The following is a 15,428-nucleotide window of genomic DNA, read 5'->3' as shown; positions in this document are numbered from 1 at the left end:
TTTATTTAATTAATTTTACAATTATCAGCCAATCTTATAGCTAACCTGACTGTTCCGGGCATGGTTTGCCTTAAATAGCTTTTGCAAACTATATACAATGCACATCCTGACGGAGTCTTTCTACACGCGGCGCAGTACGGTGGTGAGGTCTTCGGCATACTGCACAGCCTCATCCGGAAAGGGCTCGTCGCCTCGAAAGCGGAGTAGCAGGCGAGCCGTAGTGATGATATCCTTCTGGCAGTAGCGGGCAATACGGGGCAAGTCGTTTTCCTCGTAGTACACGCGGGCCACATCTTTGCCCTGGATGTCGTCTTTGGGCGTTGGAATGCCGAACATAGCGGCCAGTAAACTCAGCGAGGTAAACGATTTCCGGTCGCCGAATCGCCAAAGTTCCATCGTGTCGAGGTGACTAATTTCCCAGGGCTTTTTGCCGGCGGTATCAAGGTGAGGTGGCAGCACCAGCCCATTGATGAGCATGCGCCGCGACAGGTATGGAAAGTCGAATTCTTTGCTGTTGTGCCCGCACAGGCGGAAATGCGGCCGATGGCTGATAACATCACTGAACTCGCGCAGCAGCTCTTTTTCGTCGTGGCCATAGAATGATTTCACGCTGAAGCGCAACTCGCCGGCGGGCGTGTAGCGGAAGCGCCCCACAGAAATACACACCACCCGCCCAAACTCGGCGTAGATGCCGGCCTGCTCGAACAGCGTGGCAGCATGCAGCGTGTCGGGCAGCGGCGCAATATGGTCGTGGTGCGAAATCCAGCCTTTCTCGCGGCGCAGGGCGTGGCATTTGTGTTCCCACAACTCCTTCAGCATGTCGTGCAGGTCATCATGGCAACCCACACAAGGCACCGTTTCAATGTCGAGCACAAATACCTCATCGAGCTTCAGGTCGCGGAGCAGACGCATAGCCAGTTGTCAGGGAGTGGAATCAGTTGGAAGTCAATATACTGACTTGCGCTATAAGTGCGCAGCTGTACTACTGGCCGCGCTAGCGTCAACAACTAATCCCGCCACCGGCAATAAGTCAGGCAAGTCCTTGGCGCAATGCTTTGCTGACGGCTTCCGTCATGGAGCGCACATGCAGCTTTTCATAGATTTTTTTGATGTGCGAGCGGACCGTGTCGATACTGATGCTGCGGTCGGCGGCAATCATTTTGTAGCTGTAGCCCTCCACCAGCAGCCCCAGGATTTCCTGCTCGCGGGCGCTCAGGTTGGCCGGCGACTCGTCGGGGGTGATGCGCGGGGGCACTTTCGGGAACAGTTGCAGCACCTGCCGGGCAATGGCGGGCGTCATGGGTGCGCCGCCCGCCCGCACCTCGCTGATGGCGTCGATGAGGCGGGACGGCGGGGTTTTCTTGAGCAGATAGCCGTCGGCGCCGGCGCAGATAGCGGCAAATACCCGGTCATTTTCTTCGAACACAGTGAGCATTACCACATGCACGCCCGGCGCTATGGCTTTGATACGGCGCAGCCCTTCGATGCCGGTGCAGCCAGGCATGTCAATGTCCATCAGAACCACGTCGGGGCGCAGGCGCTCTATGTCGGCTTCGGCCTGGGTACAGTTGCTGAGCGCGCCGGCCAGTGTTAGCCCCGGCGAGCCAGCCAGCAGTTGGCCCAGGCTGGTGCGCAGGTCAGCATTGTCTTCATAAATCAGGACGCGGATGCTGTTTTCCATGGCGCGGAGCCGGCTGGTAGTGAGAGTACAGGTAATATACATATTGCCGCCGCCAGATGCGCCTACATGATAATGTGAATAGGTGATGACGTTTTTTTTATTCCATCATCCATTCACCCAAAATCAATCATTCAGCGGCACTTTCAGGTGAAGCGTGGTACCCTTGCCGGGAGCGGTGTCGATGGTAAGGTGCCCGGCCAGCGCGGCGGCACGGCTACGCATGTTGGTGAGGCCGTTGCCGCTGCCCTGGGCCGGAATGGTGGGGTCGAAGCCTACACCATCGTCCTGCACCGTGAGGTGCAGCAGGCCCTGCTGATACGCCAGCCGGATATGCGCGTGCTGGCACTGCGCATATTTGGCCAGGTTGTTTATGGCTTCTTTGAAAAGCAGAAAGAATTCGCGGCGGGCCCGCATATCCAGCCGGAGGCCCTGCACTGAGGGCTCGGCCCGGAACGTGAATTCAATGCCCCGCGCCTCCAGCACCTCCGAGGCAAAACTGCGCATACGGGCCGTCACGTCATTGAGGCCGTCGTGGGCCGGATTGATGGCCCACACGATGTCGTCCATGGCATCGAGCATGCGGCGTGACGATTCGCCGATTTGCTCCAGCAGCGCTGCGGCTTGCTCGGGACGCTGCTGGCGCTGGTGGTTGCGCGCAATCTGGCTCAGGATGGAAATGCTGCTGAGCGTGGAGCCTATGTCGTCGTGCAGGTCGCGGGCAATACTGTGGCGTACCCGCTCCAGCGAGAGCAAATGCCCCACCCGCAGCCGATACGCCACCAACAGCAGCGCAAATACCAGCCACCCCAGCCCTACCCGAAACCACCAGGTCCGGTACCAGGGCGGCGTCACGATGATGCGCAGCGCGGCCCCACGTGGGCTCCAGACACCGGCGTTGTTGGTGGCACGCACCCGGAAGGTGTAGGTGCCGGGGTCGAGGTTGGTGTAGTTGGCTTCGCGGCGGCGGCCGGCCTCTATCCAGTCCTGATCGAAGCCTTCCAGCAAATACGCATAGCGGTTTTTATCGGGCTGGCGGAAGTTGAGGGCGGCAAATTCCAGCGAGAAAAAGTAGTCCTGTGGAGCCAGGCGCAGCACGCGCCGCTCCGTTATCGATGTATCGGGCAGCTCTACCGGTCGGTTGAACTTGCGCAGCGCCGTGAGCACCACCGCCGGGGGCACTGGGTTGGTGCGCACGGCGGCCGGCAGAAATGCCACCAGTCCGTTGGCTCCGCCGAAGTATAGCTGCCCATCGGCCCCGCGGTGGCTGGCCCCGGCGTTGAACTCATCCTGTGGCAGACCGTCGCGCTCATCAAATGTGAGAAACCGCCCGTTGCGGGGGCTGAAGCGCGCTATTCCCTTGTTTGTGGACAGCCACAAGTAGCCCTGGCGGTCATGCTGCATGCCGTACACCACGTCGTTGGGCAGGCCATTGGCTTCGCGGAAGGTGGTGAAGCTCCCCTGCCCGTCATCATCAAGGCGGCAGAAACCGCCGCCTTCGGTGCCCACCCAGAGCGTGCCGGCCTTATCCAGCAGCAGGCAGCGCACGAAATTGCTGCTTAGGCTGCGCGGGTTGCGGCCATCGGCCCGGAAGGTGCGTAAATGGCCGGTGGCGGGGTCGAAGCAGCTAAGCCCGCCGCCGCCGGTGCCCACCCAAAGGCGGCCGCGGCGGTCCTGCAACGTCACGCGCACAAAGTTGTTGGGCAGGCTGGCGGGGTTGGCGGGGTTGTGGCGGAACACGGTGAAGCGGCCAGTTGGAGTGCCAAGGCGGTTGAGGCCACCTTCTGTTCCTATCCACAGCTGTCCGGCCGGATCCTGATACACAGAGCGCACAAAGTCATCGGAAAGGCTGGCCGGGTTGGCGGGATTGTGGCGGTAGTGGCGGAACGTGGTGCTGCCCGGCTCCAGGCAGTCGAGGCCCTGGCTTTGGGTGCCCACCCACAGACGGCCGGCGGCATCAAGGCACAGAGCGCGCACAAAATCCTGGGCCAGGCTGCCGGGCTGCGCCGGGTTGTGGCGGAAGCTGCGGCAGCGGCCGGTGGTGGGCTCATAGCACAGCAGCCCCTGGTCCTCGGTACCAACCCAGAGGCGCCCGGCCGCATCCGACGTAACGGCCCACACGGGCGCGGGTGTGGTGGGTGCTGGCACGCGCCGAAAGTCGCGGGCGCGCAGGTCGGCTTGGCTGAGGCCGCCTTCGGTGCCCACCCACAGCAGCCCGGCGCGGTCCTGCAGCAGCGCCTGCACGGTATTTTCGGGCAAGCTGAATGGGTTGAGTGGCTCGTGCGCTAACCGGCGAAAGGTGCCGGTGGTAGGCTCGTAGCGGCACAGCCCTTCGTTGGTGCCTACCCACAGAGTTCCTTGCTGGTCGGTTAGCAGGCTCCGGATGCCACCCGCTGGCAAGCTGCCCGCGCTTAGGCCGGGCGCGAAAACGCGCATCGTACCGGCGGCCGGTGGCAGGTAGCACAACGCCCCGGACTCGGTGCCTACCCACAGCCCGCCCCGGCGGTCGGGGCAGAGGCTGCTGATGGCGCCGGCTGCCGGGAGGCGTGGGTCGGGCAGCAGCAGGCGCCGGACAGTATCGAGGCGGCTGACGGTTCCTTCGCCGGTGCCTACCCACAACTGGCCGGCTTGGTCTTGAACGATGGCGCGAACGGAATTGCGGCGCACACTGCTGCCGGGGCCGGCTGCGTGCCGGAACACCGGAAAGCGGCGTGCCGCGGGGCTTATCTGGTGCAAGCCGTCCTCGGAACCCACCCACACCCGCCCTTGCCGGTTGCAGTATACCACCCGGATAAAGTTGCTGGTCAGGCCGCTGGAGTCGCCGGGCTCGGCGCGGTAGGTGCGGAACTGCTCGGTACGCGGGTTGTAGCACGACAGGCCCCCGCCGGTACCCACCCACACTTGCCCCTGCGGATCGAGGCACAGCGAAAGCACGAAGTTGCTGGCCAGGCTGGTAGGGCGGCGGGCGTCGGCCCGAAATGTGCGAAACCCGACGCCATCGTAGCGGCAGAGGCCATCCTGCGTGCCCACCCACAGAAAGCCACGCTGGTCCTGCACGAGGCTGTAGACGCTGTTTTCAGCCAAGCCGTCGGCAGCCGTGAAAGAGCGAAACCGCAGTGAGGCGGGCTGCGCCAGGCTGCCAAAGCTGAACAGCAGAAGCGCGCCCAACAGCCCGGAGCGCAGAAACCAGAAGTCAGCAGGGCGTTTCATACATAGATACGAGCCGGATGGGCTGAATGTACCGAAATACTGCGAACCGACGATATTCCTTTTCCGGCTTTCGTGCTTACTTCAGCGCAGTTGCAAACGGCGCAGTACGTCGGCGCGGAATGTGCTGCCCACCGGCACCTCGCGGCCACCTATTAACAGCACGTTGCCGCTCAGGCGCTCCACGCACGCCATGTTCACCAGATATGACTTGTGCACGCGCAGAAACTGAGCGGCGGGCAGGCTGCTTTCCATCTGTTTCATGGTTTCGGCCGTGAGCAGCACACGGCCCGCCGAGGTGTGGCACTTCACGAAGTTGCCGTAGCCTTCCACATACAGCAGTTCTGCAAACCGTACCCGCTCGGTGCCGGCATCGGTTTTCAGAAACAACGCGTCGGCAGCTGGTGAGGCCGCAGCCGGCGCAGATACCGGGGTTGCCGGAGCAGTTGTTGGAGTGCGTTCGGCCAGCAGTGTATGCAGGCGGGTCACGGTTTTCACAAACCGCTCGAACCGAATAGGCTTGAGCAAATAATCTACCACACCCAGCTCGAAAGCGTCCAGCGCGTGGGTGGCGTGGGCCGTGCACAGCACCACCTGCGGCAACTGCGGCAGGGCGCGCAACAGCTCCAGGCCGGTCAGCTCGGGCATGTCCACGTCCAGAAACAGCACGTCGACGGGCGTGGTGCGCAGCAGTGTCAGGGCTTCTACCGCGCCGTAGCAGCTGCCGGCCCAGGTGGCCAGCCCGGGCAGCCGGTCGAGGTAGGCGTGTAGCACCGTGTGGGCCAGCGGCTCATCATCTACCAGCAGGCAGCGGAGCGGACCAGCAGTAGCGGCAGGATTCATAGGTTAGGCAGGATGGTAAAAACGATTGGAAGGGAACGTCATGCAGCGTGCAGCCGGCGGCGTAGTGAAGCATCTTGCGTGCAATGGTAACTCAATCGTTCTGTGGTCTTGGCTTTACTACGCTAGCGAGATGCTTCGCTTCGCCGCCGGCTGCACGCTGCATGACGCTCTCCGCGCTCAGCCACAACTCCGCAGTGTAGTAGGTAGCGGTAGCATTGAGGGCGAGCTGGTGGCGCGGGCCGGGATAGAACTGCTCCAGGCGCGCCCGCAGGTTCGGCAAACCCAGGCCCGAGGGAGTAGGCCGGAAATGCGGCGGAATACTGTTGTCGGTGCGCAGGGTGAGGCCGGTGGTGGTTTGGCGAAGCGTGATGCGGATAATGTTGTCGCCGCTGGGGCCTATGGCGTGCTTGAAGCAGTTTTCTACGAGCGGCAACAGCAGCAGCGGCGCCACCGGCTGGTCGGGGTGTGGCAGCTCAACCGTAAATTCCACGTGCGAATTGGCCCGCAGCCGCAGCTTTTCCAGCCCGATGTAGTTGGCCAGGTATTCGGCCTCGGTACCTACCGTCACGAGGTGCTGGCGGGAGCTGTCGAGCTGGTAGCGCATGAGGCCCGCGAGCTGCAGCAGGGCTTCCGGCATCTGATCGGGCGCGGCCAGGCTTAGGCCGTAGAGGTTGTTGAGCGTGTTGAACAGGAAGTGCTGGTTGACCTGGGCTTTCAGCAAGCTCAGCTCGGTTTCCAGCTGCCGGGCGTGTAGTTCCTGCAGTTGGTAGTGGCTCAGCACGCCGCGGCGCACATAGTGCGGCAGTGTGGCCAGCACCGTTGCCAGCACCAGGTTGCCTGCGGCCAGCCCCAGCAGATACGCGAAAGTAGTGTGGCCGCCGGGCCGGGTCTGTACCACGTGCGCCAACTGGTTGAGCAGCACCAGCAGCCAGGCCCCACTCAGCACCAGCACACTAGCTGCCACCACATAATGGCCGTAGCGGCGCTGCTCCAGCAAGTGGGCTAGCAGCCAGAAATGAGCATAAATCACCAAAGCTGCTACAGGCAGCAGCACGGCCATGCGGCGCAGCTTCTCGGGCGCACCAACCGGCTCCAGAATGGCCAGCAACCCAATCAGGGCCAGCACCAGCACCCATATCAGCCCGTGCCGCATAACCCGCGAGCGGGCAAAACCAGAAAGTGTCATACAGCAAAACTACGGCCCCACCCCGGCCAGCCAGCATAAAGATGACCAACAGCGTTGACAGGCGAAAAATGGGCGTTGGTCATTCTTAGCCGGTAGTTGTCATTTAAAAGCAGGCTAACAATAGCGTTCTGCAGATATTTGACTCAATTGCTGCCGCAATTCGGCAACCGTTGCCGCCGGTTTGGTATCTGGCTACCAATTGGCTGTAATGCCGGCAGCTTTTTCCCGATTCATTTACCGAAACTTCCTCCCCCTATTTCCTCTACTTATGGCGCTTACCATCAGCAACCTCACCAAAACCTACCCCAACGGCACGCAGGCGCTGAAGGGCGTCACGCTCACCATCCCTACCGGCATGTTCGGGTTGCTCGGGCCCAACGGCGCCGGCAAGTCCAGTTTGATGCGCACCATTGCCACGCTGCAGGACGCCGATACGGGCAGCATCTGGCTGGATGACATTGACGTGCTGCGCGACAAAGAGGCCGTACGCCGCGTGCTGGGCTATCTACCGCAGGAATTTGGCGTGTATCCGCGCGTGTCGGCTGAGGAGCTGCTCGACCATTTTGCGGTACTCAAGGGCATCAGCAACGGGAAAGAGCGCAAGGAGATGGTGGCGGCGCTACTGCACCAAACCAACCTGTATGAGGTGCGCAAAAAGCACGTGGGCGGCTATTCGGGCGGCATGAAGCAGCGTTTTGGCATTGCGCAGGCATTGCTCGGCAACCCGCGCCTGATTATCGTGGATGAGCCCACGGCCGGCCTCGACCCGCAGGAGCGCAACCGCTTCCACAACCTGCTGAGCGAGATTGGCGAAAACCTGGTGGTCATCCTCAGCACGCACATTGTGAGCGACGTGAGCGACCTGTGCCGGCACATGGCCATCATCAACAAAGGCGAGGTGCTGCTCACCGGCGACCCGCTCACGGTGATGAACAACCTGCAGGGCAGAATCTGGCGCAAGCTGGTGGAAAAGACTGAGCTGCCGGCGCTGCAGGCCGCCACCCAGGTGATTAGCTCGCGCCTGTTTGCCGGAAAAACGGTGGTGCACGTGCTGGCTGATACGGCCCCGGACAGTGGCTTTGAAGCGGTGAACCCGGATTTGGAGGACGTGTACTTCTCGGAGATTAATAGCTATGAGTTGCGAGGTAAAAATGGGGCCCTTGTAGCCTAACCAAGCCACTGAAACGAACTGCAAAGGGCTCTTTTCTACCTCCTAATAGCTAATCGGCACCATGTTTCTACCCATACTTTTTTTCGAATTGAAATACCGGCTCAAGCGGCCGGCTACCTGGATATACTTCGCTATTCTGTTTGTACTGGCGTTTCTGCTCGTCACGGCGGCGGGCGGCGGCTTCGGGCCGGGCACCGACGTGAGCATCGGCGGCGACGGGCAGGCCGTGAAAATCAACGCGCCGTACTCGGTGTCCATCACCATTACGGTGCTGAGCGTGTTCGGCGTCATCATTGCTTCCTCGCTCATGGGCAACCCGGTGTACCGCGACTTTGAGCACCGCACCCACCCACTGTTCTACACCACGCCCATCAGCAAAATCGGCTATTTGGGCGGGCGCTTTCTGGGGTCTTACCTGATTGCGGTGCTCGTGTTCAGCGGGCTGGGATTCGGGGCCGGGCTGGCGGGCATTATGCCCTGGATGGAGCAGGACCGGTTTCTGGCCAGCACGCCGCTGGGCACTTATGTGTGGCCCTACCTCACGATGGTACTGCCCAATCTGCTGTTTACGGGCGCCATTTTCTTCACCACGGCCACCCTAACGCGCAACATTCTGAGCACCTACATCGGGGCAGTGCTGCTGCTGGTAGGCTACCTGGTGGCCAACGCCTACCTGCGCGACCTGAAAAACGAGCACCTGGTGGCGGCGCTGGACGCCTTCGGCCTCGCGGCCCTGAACTTCACCACCCGCTACCTTACCGCGCCCGAGAAAAACTCGCTGCTGGTACCGTTGTCCAGCTACCTGCTGCTCAACCGCGCAGTGTGGCTGAGCTTCGGGCTGGCGCTGCTGGCGTTTTGCTACGCGCGGTTCCGGTTTTCGGCGCTGGCTTCGGAAAAGGTATCGAAGAAAGTGCGGCGTGAGTCGGCAGCTGCGGCGGGCGCACTGGTGGCCCCCGATGCGGTGCAACCCAGCCAAACCGGCGGCCTGCATTTGCCCCGCGTGACGCAGGTTTTCTCTGGCAGCCTGAGTGTGAGCCAGTGGTGGAGCCTTACCAAGCTGGAGTTTCGGGGCATCGTACGCAGCCGCTACTTCGCGGCCATTGCCGGAGCCGGCGTTATTGTGCTGCTGGCCACGGCCTCTCAGGCCGGCAAAACGTTTGACACGCCCACATTCCCGGTAACCAACCAATACCTGACCATTGCCAACGGGCCGTTCTTTCTGTTTCTGTTTGCCATCATCATCTTCTACAGTGGCGAGTTGGTGTGGCGCGAGCGGCAGGCTGGCGTAGCCCAGATTGCCGACGCCGTGCCGATACCCAACTGGGTGCCGTTTCTGAGCAAGCTGGCGGCGCTATGGCTGGTGCAGGTGGTGCTGATGGCCGTGGTGATGGTGTGCGGCCTGCTCATCCAAACCGCGAAAGGCTACTTCAACTACGAAATCGGGCTGTACATCCAGGCGATATTCTTCTACCAGCTGCCGTATTTGCTGCTGCTCTGCGTGCTGGCCATGGTAACGCAGGTGGTAGTGAACAACAAGTACCTGGGCTTCGCCATCATCGTGGTGTACTACCTGGCCGACCAGTTCCGGCCGCAAATCGGCCTGGGTCATCGGCTGTTTGATTTCGGGGGTGGCACCACGCCTGGCCCCTATTCGGCCATGAACGGCTACGGCCACTTCCTGCCTGCTTTCTGGTGGACCAAGCTGCTGTGGGTGGGCGTGGCCCTGCTCATGGTGCTGGCTGCCACGCTGCTCTGGGTGCGCGGCACCGACACCAGCGGCCGCCTGCGCGAAGCCCGCCGCCGCTGGAGCACCGGCAGCAGCGCCACGCTGGCGCTGGGTTTGCTTGTCAGCCTGGGCGCCGGCGCTTATATTTTCTACAACACCAACGTGCTAAATGAATACCTGACGCCGAAAGCGCAGGAAAAGCAACAGCTAGCCTACGAGCAGCAGTACCGCCGCTACAAAGATGTGCCGCAGCCCCGCGTCACGGCCGTCAGCCTCGATACCGACATTTTCCCGAGTACTCGCGCCGTGCGGTTTCGCGGCCAGTTTACGCTGGTAAACAAGCACGCCGAGCCACTCGATTCGGTGATTGTAAGTTTGCCCGTGGAGCAGCACCCGCGGGTACGGAGCCTGGCGCTGGGTGCCCCCGGCCAGGCCACGCTGGCCCTGAACGACACCACCCTGGGCTTCCGCATCTACCACCTCACCCAGCCCCTGGCGCCCGGCGACTCGCTGGCCCTGAATCTGGACTTATTCTACCAAGAGCGCGGCTTCCCCAACGCGGGTTCCAATACCAATATCGTGTACAATGGCACCTTCGTGAACAACGGCTACCTGCCCCACCTGGGCTACCGCGAAGAAGTTGAAATCAGCGGCGACCAGGACCGCAAAAACTACGGCCTCCAGCCCAAGCCCCGCATGGCCAAGGTCGATGACCTCAAGGCTCGCCAGAACACCTACATCGGCACCGATGCCGACTGGATACGCTTCCAAACCACCGTCAGCACCGAGGCCGACCAAACCGCCGTGGCCCCCGGCTACCTGAAAAAGGAGTGGGTGAAAGACGGCCGCCGCTACTTCACCTACGTGATGGACCGGCCTATGAAAAACTTCTACACCTTCCTGTCGGCCCGCTATAAGCAGTACAAAGCCGAGTGGGTGGACACGGCCGGCCGCCGCACCATCCCGATTATTATCTACTACCAGCCGGGCCACGAGTACAACCTCAAGCGCATGGCAGAAGGCGCCAAAGACGCGCTGGCCTATTGCTCCCGGAATTTCTCGCCCTACCAGCACCAGCAATTGCGCATCCTGGAGTTTCCGCAGTACGCGGCTTTTGCCCAGAGCTTCGCCAACACCATTCCGTTTTCGGAAGCCATTGGCTTTGTGGCCGACGTGGACGACAACGACCCGCAGGACCTGAACATGCCCTACTACGTGACGGCCCACGAGGTGGCGCACCAGTGGTGGGGACACCAGGTAGTGGGAGCCGCCGTGCAGGGCAGCACGCTCATGTCGGAAGCCCTGGCCGAATACTCGGCCCTGATGGTGCTCAGCCACCACAACGGCCCCAGCGCCATGCAGCGCTTCCTGAAGTTCGATATGAACCGCTACCTGCAGGGCCGCGCCTTCGAGCAGAAAAAAGAGGTGCCGCTGGCGCTGGTGGAAAACCAGCAGTACATCCACTACCGCAAGGGCTCGGTGGTGATGTATGCGCTGCAGGACTACATGGGGGAGCAAAAGCTGAATGATGCCCTCAAAAAATATGTGGCCGCTACCGCCTACCAGAAGCCGCCCTACACCAACTCGCCCGAGTTTATCGGCTATCTGCGCCGCGCCGCGCCCGACTCCCTGCAACCCTACATCACCGACCAGTTTGAGCGCATCACCCTGTTCGACAACCGCGTAACCGAAGCCACCAGCAGGAAGCTCCCCAATGGTCAGTACCAGGTGGATTTCACGGTGAAGAGCGCCAAGTTCTACGCCGATAGCCTCGGCAACCAGCGCCCCGCCGACCAAACCCGCGACGCGCTGCCCGTAGCCGTCTTCCCCGAGTTAGGCAAGGATAAAAAGCCCGTGCCGCCGCTTTTGCTGGTCAAGCGCCGCCTGCGCCCCGGCGACAACAAGCTGCGCTTTGTAGTGAAGCAAAAGCCCGCATCCGTGGCCGTAGACCCGTACAATATGATCATCGACCGGCGACTGGACGACAACACCAAGGACGTGAAGCTGTAATTCAAGACTATCTGCCCTGCCTAAGGCCTGCCCACAAAAAAGAGCTGCATCCTCACGGAGCAGCTCTTTTTTTGTGGATAAATGGCCGCTTCAGCGCGAGCCCGCCATGCTCGTTTCCTGCTTATAGAGCCAGTACGAGTAGCTATATATCACCACCACCGAGGCCAGCAAACCGACTAGCAGCACGCTCATGCCCGCTTCCGCCGACCACAGCAGCCCCAACGCCGCGCACAGCAGCCCGGTAGCAAAGAACAGCCGCCCGCCCAGCCGGTGCACCCGCGCCCAGATAAGCGGAAACTCCAGCGCCCACGGCGTTTTGAAGCCCACGAAATAGTTGGGCTGCACGGTGGTGAGGTAATTGCCGAGCAGCGCGAAAAACACCCCCATAATCAGGGCTAGGCCCCGGCCCGACTGCCCGCCCGGGTGCAGAGCCGCGTACAGACTAAACATACTGAGCGCACTCGTCAGCCCCACCAGCGCCAACAGCAGCTTCTGGTAGTTGGCGCTGCCAGCGTCGAGCCGCCGCTTGGGGTCGAAGCGGGGCAGCAGTGCCAGCAGCAGATAGGTACCTACTGGCAAGCCAATGCACAGCAGCCAGATGTGATTTTTAGGGGTATAGCCGTTGGGGCTGCCGGCGCTGTCGAAGTGCGTAGGAATCTGGGAAGGCAGCGCGTCCCAAGTATAAGCCAAGTACAGCGGCGGCACTATCAGCGCTAATAGCGTAAGCAGATGCCAGACAGAGAAAGTGCGTTTCATGGTAATAGCAGTTAAAAACGAGATAATGCGTCAGGATTTGAATTGCAGCAGCCAGCCCAGCAGTTCGTCCATTACCGTCATGTTCAGCGTGTAGGTCACAAACTGTCCCTGCTTGTCGCTGGTCACGAGGTCGGCCTGGCGGAGCAGGTCGAGGTGGTGGCTGATGGTGGGCTTCGAGAACTGGAAGTGGTCGGCTATTTCGCCGGCCGTGCGCGGCTGCTCGCGCAGCAGCTCCAGAATGGCGCGCCGCGTGGGGTCGTTGAGGGCTTTGAAGAGTGCGTTCAAGTGCTGTTAGGTATTTAGACAAATATCTAATTGTTTATTACATTGGCAACATTGCTGGCGATAATTATTTCATAAAGCAAAAGCGGCTCCTGATGCATCAGGAGCCGCTTTTGGCTTTTGCGCTTGTATGTTAACTACGCTTGTACTGCTGCAACAGATAACTCAGTTTCTCTGTAGGACCACTCAAACCTGCGAGAGTGATTACTTCAAGCCGAACTTGGCTTTGTCGGTTTTTGATAATCAAAATCTCGAATGAACCGGCTTTTCCACTTGAGAATGAATCAAGCACAACCTGAATATGCTTCCAGGGAAGAAACCCAAGTTTGGCAGTCCATATACCGTTGGGCCCGAGTTTCAAGAGAGCCTTTGTGGTCATCAGAATCTTCAAGCCTATCGACCAGGAAATAACGCCCACCAACACGGAGCCAGCCATGAGAGCTAACTTGAGTGAGCTTTGCATACCAGCCGATGCAGCAAACACAAAGCTGACTGAGCCAACGAATAAACCCAAGTATCCGCCACTAGGAGAATTGAAGAAGACATAAGGATATTCCTTAGGCTCCATCTGCTACTTCCCGACCACGTCCGTCTTAATGCTCAGTTCCTTCAACTGCGCCCCCGAAATCTGCGAAGGCGAGTCAATCATGACGTCGCGGCCGGAGTTGTTTTTAGGGAAGGCGATGAAGTCGCGGATGGAGTCGGCGCCGCCGAAGAGGCTGCAGAGTCGGTCGAAGCCGAAAGCAATGCCGCCGTGCGGGGGCGCGCCATACTCGAAGGCGTCGAGCAGGAAGCCGAACTGCGCTTTGGCCTCTTCATCGGAGAAACCGAGTAACGAGAACATGCGGGCCTGCACCGCGCGGTCGTGGATGCGGATGGAGCCGCCGCCCACTTCCACGCCGTTGATTACCATGTCGTAGGCGTTGGCGCGCACCTCCCCGATGGTATCGGGCGAGTCAAGCAGGGCCACGTCCTCGGGCTTGGGCGAGGTAAAGGGGTGGTGCATGGCGAAGTAGCGGCCTTCGTCCTCGATGTATTCGAGCAGCGGAAAATCCACCACCCATAGCGCCGAGAAGGTATCCTTGTCGCGCAGGCCGAGGCGCTGGCCCATTTCCAGGCGCAGCTCCGAAAGGGCCTTGCGGGTTTTGTTCGGCTCGCCGGCCAGGATCAGGAGCAGGTCGCCGGGTTGGGCGTTGAAGGCGGCTTTCCACTGCTGGAGCTGCTCCTGGCCGTAGAACTTATCTACCGAAGATTTCACGCTACCATCAGCCTCCACGCGGGCGTAGATTAGGCCGGTGGCGCCAATCTGGGGGCGTTTCACGTACTCGGTCAGCTCGTCGAGCTGCTTGCGGGTGTAGCTGGCCGCGCCGGTAGCGCAGATGCCCACCACCAGGCCGGCGGCTTCAAATACCGGGAATCCGTGGCCCTTGGCTACGTCGTTCAATTCCACGAACTTCATTTCAAAGCGCGTGTCGGGCTTATCGTTGCCGTAGAAGCGCATGGCATCCTGGTAGGTCATGCGCGGCAGCGTCCCGATTTCCAGGTTCTTCACCTCCCGGAACAGGTACTGCACCAGCCCCTCGAAGGTGTTGAGGATGTCTTCCTGCTCCACAAACGACATTTCGCAGTCAATCTGCGTGAATTCAGGCTGGCGGTCGGCGCGCAGGTCCTCGTCGCGGAAGCACTTCACAATCTGGAAGTACCGGTCGAAGCCCGACACCATCAGCAACTGCTTGAAAGTCTGGGGGCTCTGGGGCAGGGCGTAGAACTCGCCGGGGTTCATGCGGGAAGGCACCACGAAGTCGCGGGCCCCTTCGGGCGTGCTTTTGATGAGCACGGGCGTCTCTACTTCAATGAACTCCTGGCCATCGAGGTAGCGGCGGGTGGCCTGGGCCACGCGGTGGCGCAGCATCAGGTTCTGGCGGACGGGGGCGCGGCGCAGGTCCAGGTAGCGGAATTTCATGCGCAAGTCGTCGCCGCCGTCGGTGTCGTCCTCAATCAGGAAGGGCGGCAGCTTGGCGGGGTTGAGCACCTCGATGCTTTCCACCCGGATTTCGATGCCGCCGGTGGGCATTTTGTCGTTTTTGGAGTGGCGCTCGGCCACTTTGCCAGTTACGCTGAGCACAAACTCGCGGCCCAGCTGGCGGGCCTGCTCGCGCACTTCAGCCGTTTCCACGCCTTCTTCCAGGGCCAGCTGCGTGAGGCCGTACCGGTCGCGCAAGTCCACCCACAGAATGCCGCCTTTGTCGCGGGTGCGCTGCACCCAGCCGCAGAGCGTGACGGTTTGGCCAATGTGTTCGGGGCGAAGTTCGCCGCAGGTATGCGTCCGGAGCATGTTGTCTTAGTGCTTAGTGCTTAGTGCTTAGTGCTTAGGCTACCAGGGGTGGGCTCGGGCTCTAAACGCAGCCTAAGCACCAAGCCCTAAGCACCAAGCACTAAACTATAGAGGCGAAGGTAACCAGTAAAATCAGGAGAAGACGAGAAATTCGTGGGCCGCAGTGTGACAAAAGGCAGGTTGAATTGGGGTTAACAGCTGATTTCAGTTCTTGCAGTGGCATTTGCGTACCGT

11 protein-coding genes are annotated in these 15,428 nt (G+C 60.9%); 2 read left to right on the top strand and 9 right to left on the bottom strand.

Going from position 1 to position 15,428, the window contains the following annotated elements:
- Positions 1–120: 120 nt before the first annotated feature.
- The 5 genes from H8B14_RS05335 to H8B14_RS05315 all read right to left on the bottom strand — a co-directional run bounded on the left by H8B14_RS05335 (position 121) and on the right by H8B14_RS05315 (position 6,914).
- The gene (locus H8B14_RS05335; protein ID WP_222840553.1) at positions 121–912 is read right to left on the bottom strand and encodes a 3'-5' exonuclease; all 792 of its coding nucleotides are present in this window, start codon (positions 910–912) and stop codon (positions 121–123) included.
- Between the two features lie 118 nt (positions 913–1,030).
- Positions 1,031–1,723 (bottom strand): response regulator, encoded by a 693-nt coding sequence (locus H8B14_RS05330; RefSeq protein ID WP_261989912.1) that lies wholly within the window; start codon positions 1,721–1,723, stop codon positions 1,031–1,033.
- An 81-nt stretch (positions 1,724–1,804) separates the two neighbouring features.
- Entirely contained in the window at positions 1,805–4,888 is a 3,084-nt protein-coding gene (locus tag H8B14_RS05325; protein WP_187314600.1) for a sensor histidine kinase, read from the bottom strand.
- Positions 4,889–4,969: 81 nt separating this feature from the next.
- Positions 4,970–5,728, bottom strand: a complete 759-nt coding sequence (locus tag H8B14_RS05320; protein WP_187314599.1) for a LytR/AlgR family response regulator transcription factor — start codon at positions 5,726–5,728, stop codon at positions 4,970–4,972.
- 91 nt (positions 5,729–5,819) lie between these two features.
- Positions 5,820–6,914 carry a sensor histidine kinase gene (locus tag H8B14_RS05315; RefSeq protein ID WP_187314598.1) on the bottom strand — a complete coding sequence of 365 codons (1,095 nt, stop codon included), beginning with the start codon at positions 6,912–6,914 and terminating at the stop codon, positions 5,820–5,822.
- Positions 6,915–7,182: 268 nt separating this feature from the next.
- On the opposite strand from H8B14_RS05315, the gene H8B14_RS05310 reads away from it, so the two are divergent.
- Positions 7,183–8,085, top strand: coding sequence for an ABC transporter ATP-binding protein (locus H8B14_RS05310; RefSeq protein WP_187314597.1), 903 nt, complete (start codon positions 7,183–7,185; stop codon positions 8,083–8,085).
- An 88-nt stretch (positions 8,086–8,173) separates the two neighbouring features.
- Positions 8,174–11,821 carry an ABC transporter permease/M1 family aminopeptidase gene (locus H8B14_RS05305; protein WP_261989911.1) on the top strand — a complete coding sequence of 1,216 codons (3,648 nt, stop codon included), beginning with the start codon at positions 8,174–8,176 and terminating at the stop codon, positions 11,819–11,821.
- A 90-nt stretch (positions 11,822–11,911) separates the two neighbouring features.
- Here H8B14_RS05305 and H8B14_RS05300 read toward each other — a convergent pair whose 3' ends face one another.
- The 4 genes from H8B14_RS05300 to aspS form a co-directional block, all read right to left on the bottom strand.
- The gene (locus tag H8B14_RS05300) at positions 11,912–12,577 is read right to left on the bottom strand and encodes an SdpI family protein (protein WP_187314595.1); all 666 of its coding nucleotides are present in this window, start codon (positions 12,575–12,577) and stop codon (positions 11,912–11,914) included.
- 30 nt (positions 12,578–12,607) lie between these two features.
- Positions 12,608–12,862: an autorepressor SdpR family transcription factor gene (locus H8B14_RS05295; protein ID WP_187314594.1), complete on the bottom strand. Its 255-nt coding sequence runs from the start codon at positions 12,860–12,862 to the stop codon at positions 12,608–12,610.
- Positions 12,863–12,992: 130 nt separating this feature from the next.
- Positions 12,993–13,427, bottom strand: coding sequence for a hypothetical protein (locus H8B14_RS05290; protein WP_187314593.1), 435 nt, complete (start codon positions 13,425–13,427; stop codon positions 12,993–12,995).
- 3 nt (positions 13,428–13,430) lie between these two features.
- Complete coding sequence (gene aspS / locus H8B14_RS05285; RefSeq protein ID WP_187314592.1) at positions 13,431–15,194, bottom strand: aspartate--tRNA ligase; 1,764 nt, start codon at positions 15,192–15,194, stop codon at positions 13,431–13,433.
- Between the last annotated feature and the right edge of the window lie 234 nt (positions 15,195–15,428).

It is taken from the genome of Hymenobacter puniceus (assembly GCF_014333525.1).
Lineage (GTDB): Bacteria > Bacteroidota > Bacteroidia > Cytophagales > Hymenobacteraceae > Hymenobacter.
Note: the sequence above shows the minus strand (reverse complement) of the source record. Positions and strands in the feature narration are given on the sequence as shown.

Bases quoted from the DNA above. Each gene is read 5' to 3' on its own strand.
- H8B14_RS05290 (WP_187314593.1), bottom strand. From the start codon at position 13,427: ATGGAGCCTAAGGAATATCCTTATGTCTTCTTCAATTCTCCTAGTGGC.
- H8B14_RS05330 (WP_261989912.1), bottom strand. From the start codon at position 1,723: ATGTATATTACCTGTACTCTCACTACCAGCCGGCTCCGCGCCATGGAA.
- H8B14_RS05315 (WP_187314598.1), bottom strand. From the start codon at position 6,914: ATGACACTTTCTGGTTTTGCCCGCTCGCGGGTTATGCGGCACGGGCTG.
- H8B14_RS05335 (WP_222840553.1), bottom strand. From the start codon at position 912: ATGCGTCTGCTCCGCGACCTGAAGCTCGATGAGGTATTTGTGCTCGAC.
- H8B14_RS05325 (WP_187314600.1), bottom strand. From the start codon at position 4,888: ATGAAACGCCCTGCTGACTTCTGGTTTCTGCGCTCCGGGCTGTTGGGC.
- H8B14_RS05320 (WP_187314599.1), bottom strand. From the start codon at position 5,728: ATGAATCCTGCCGCTACTGCTGGTCCGCTCCGCTGCCTGCTGGTAGAT.
- H8B14_RS05310 (WP_187314597.1), top strand. From the start codon at position 7,183: ATGGCGCTTACCATCAGCAACCTCACCAAAACCTACCCCAACGGCACG.
- aspS (WP_187314592.1), bottom strand. From the start codon at position 15,194: ATGCTCCGGACGCATACCTGCGGCGAACTTCGCCCCGAACACATTGGC.
- H8B14_RS05300 (WP_187314595.1), bottom strand. From the start codon at position 12,577: ATGAAACGCACTTTCTCTGTCTGGCATCTGCTTACGCTATTAGCGCTG.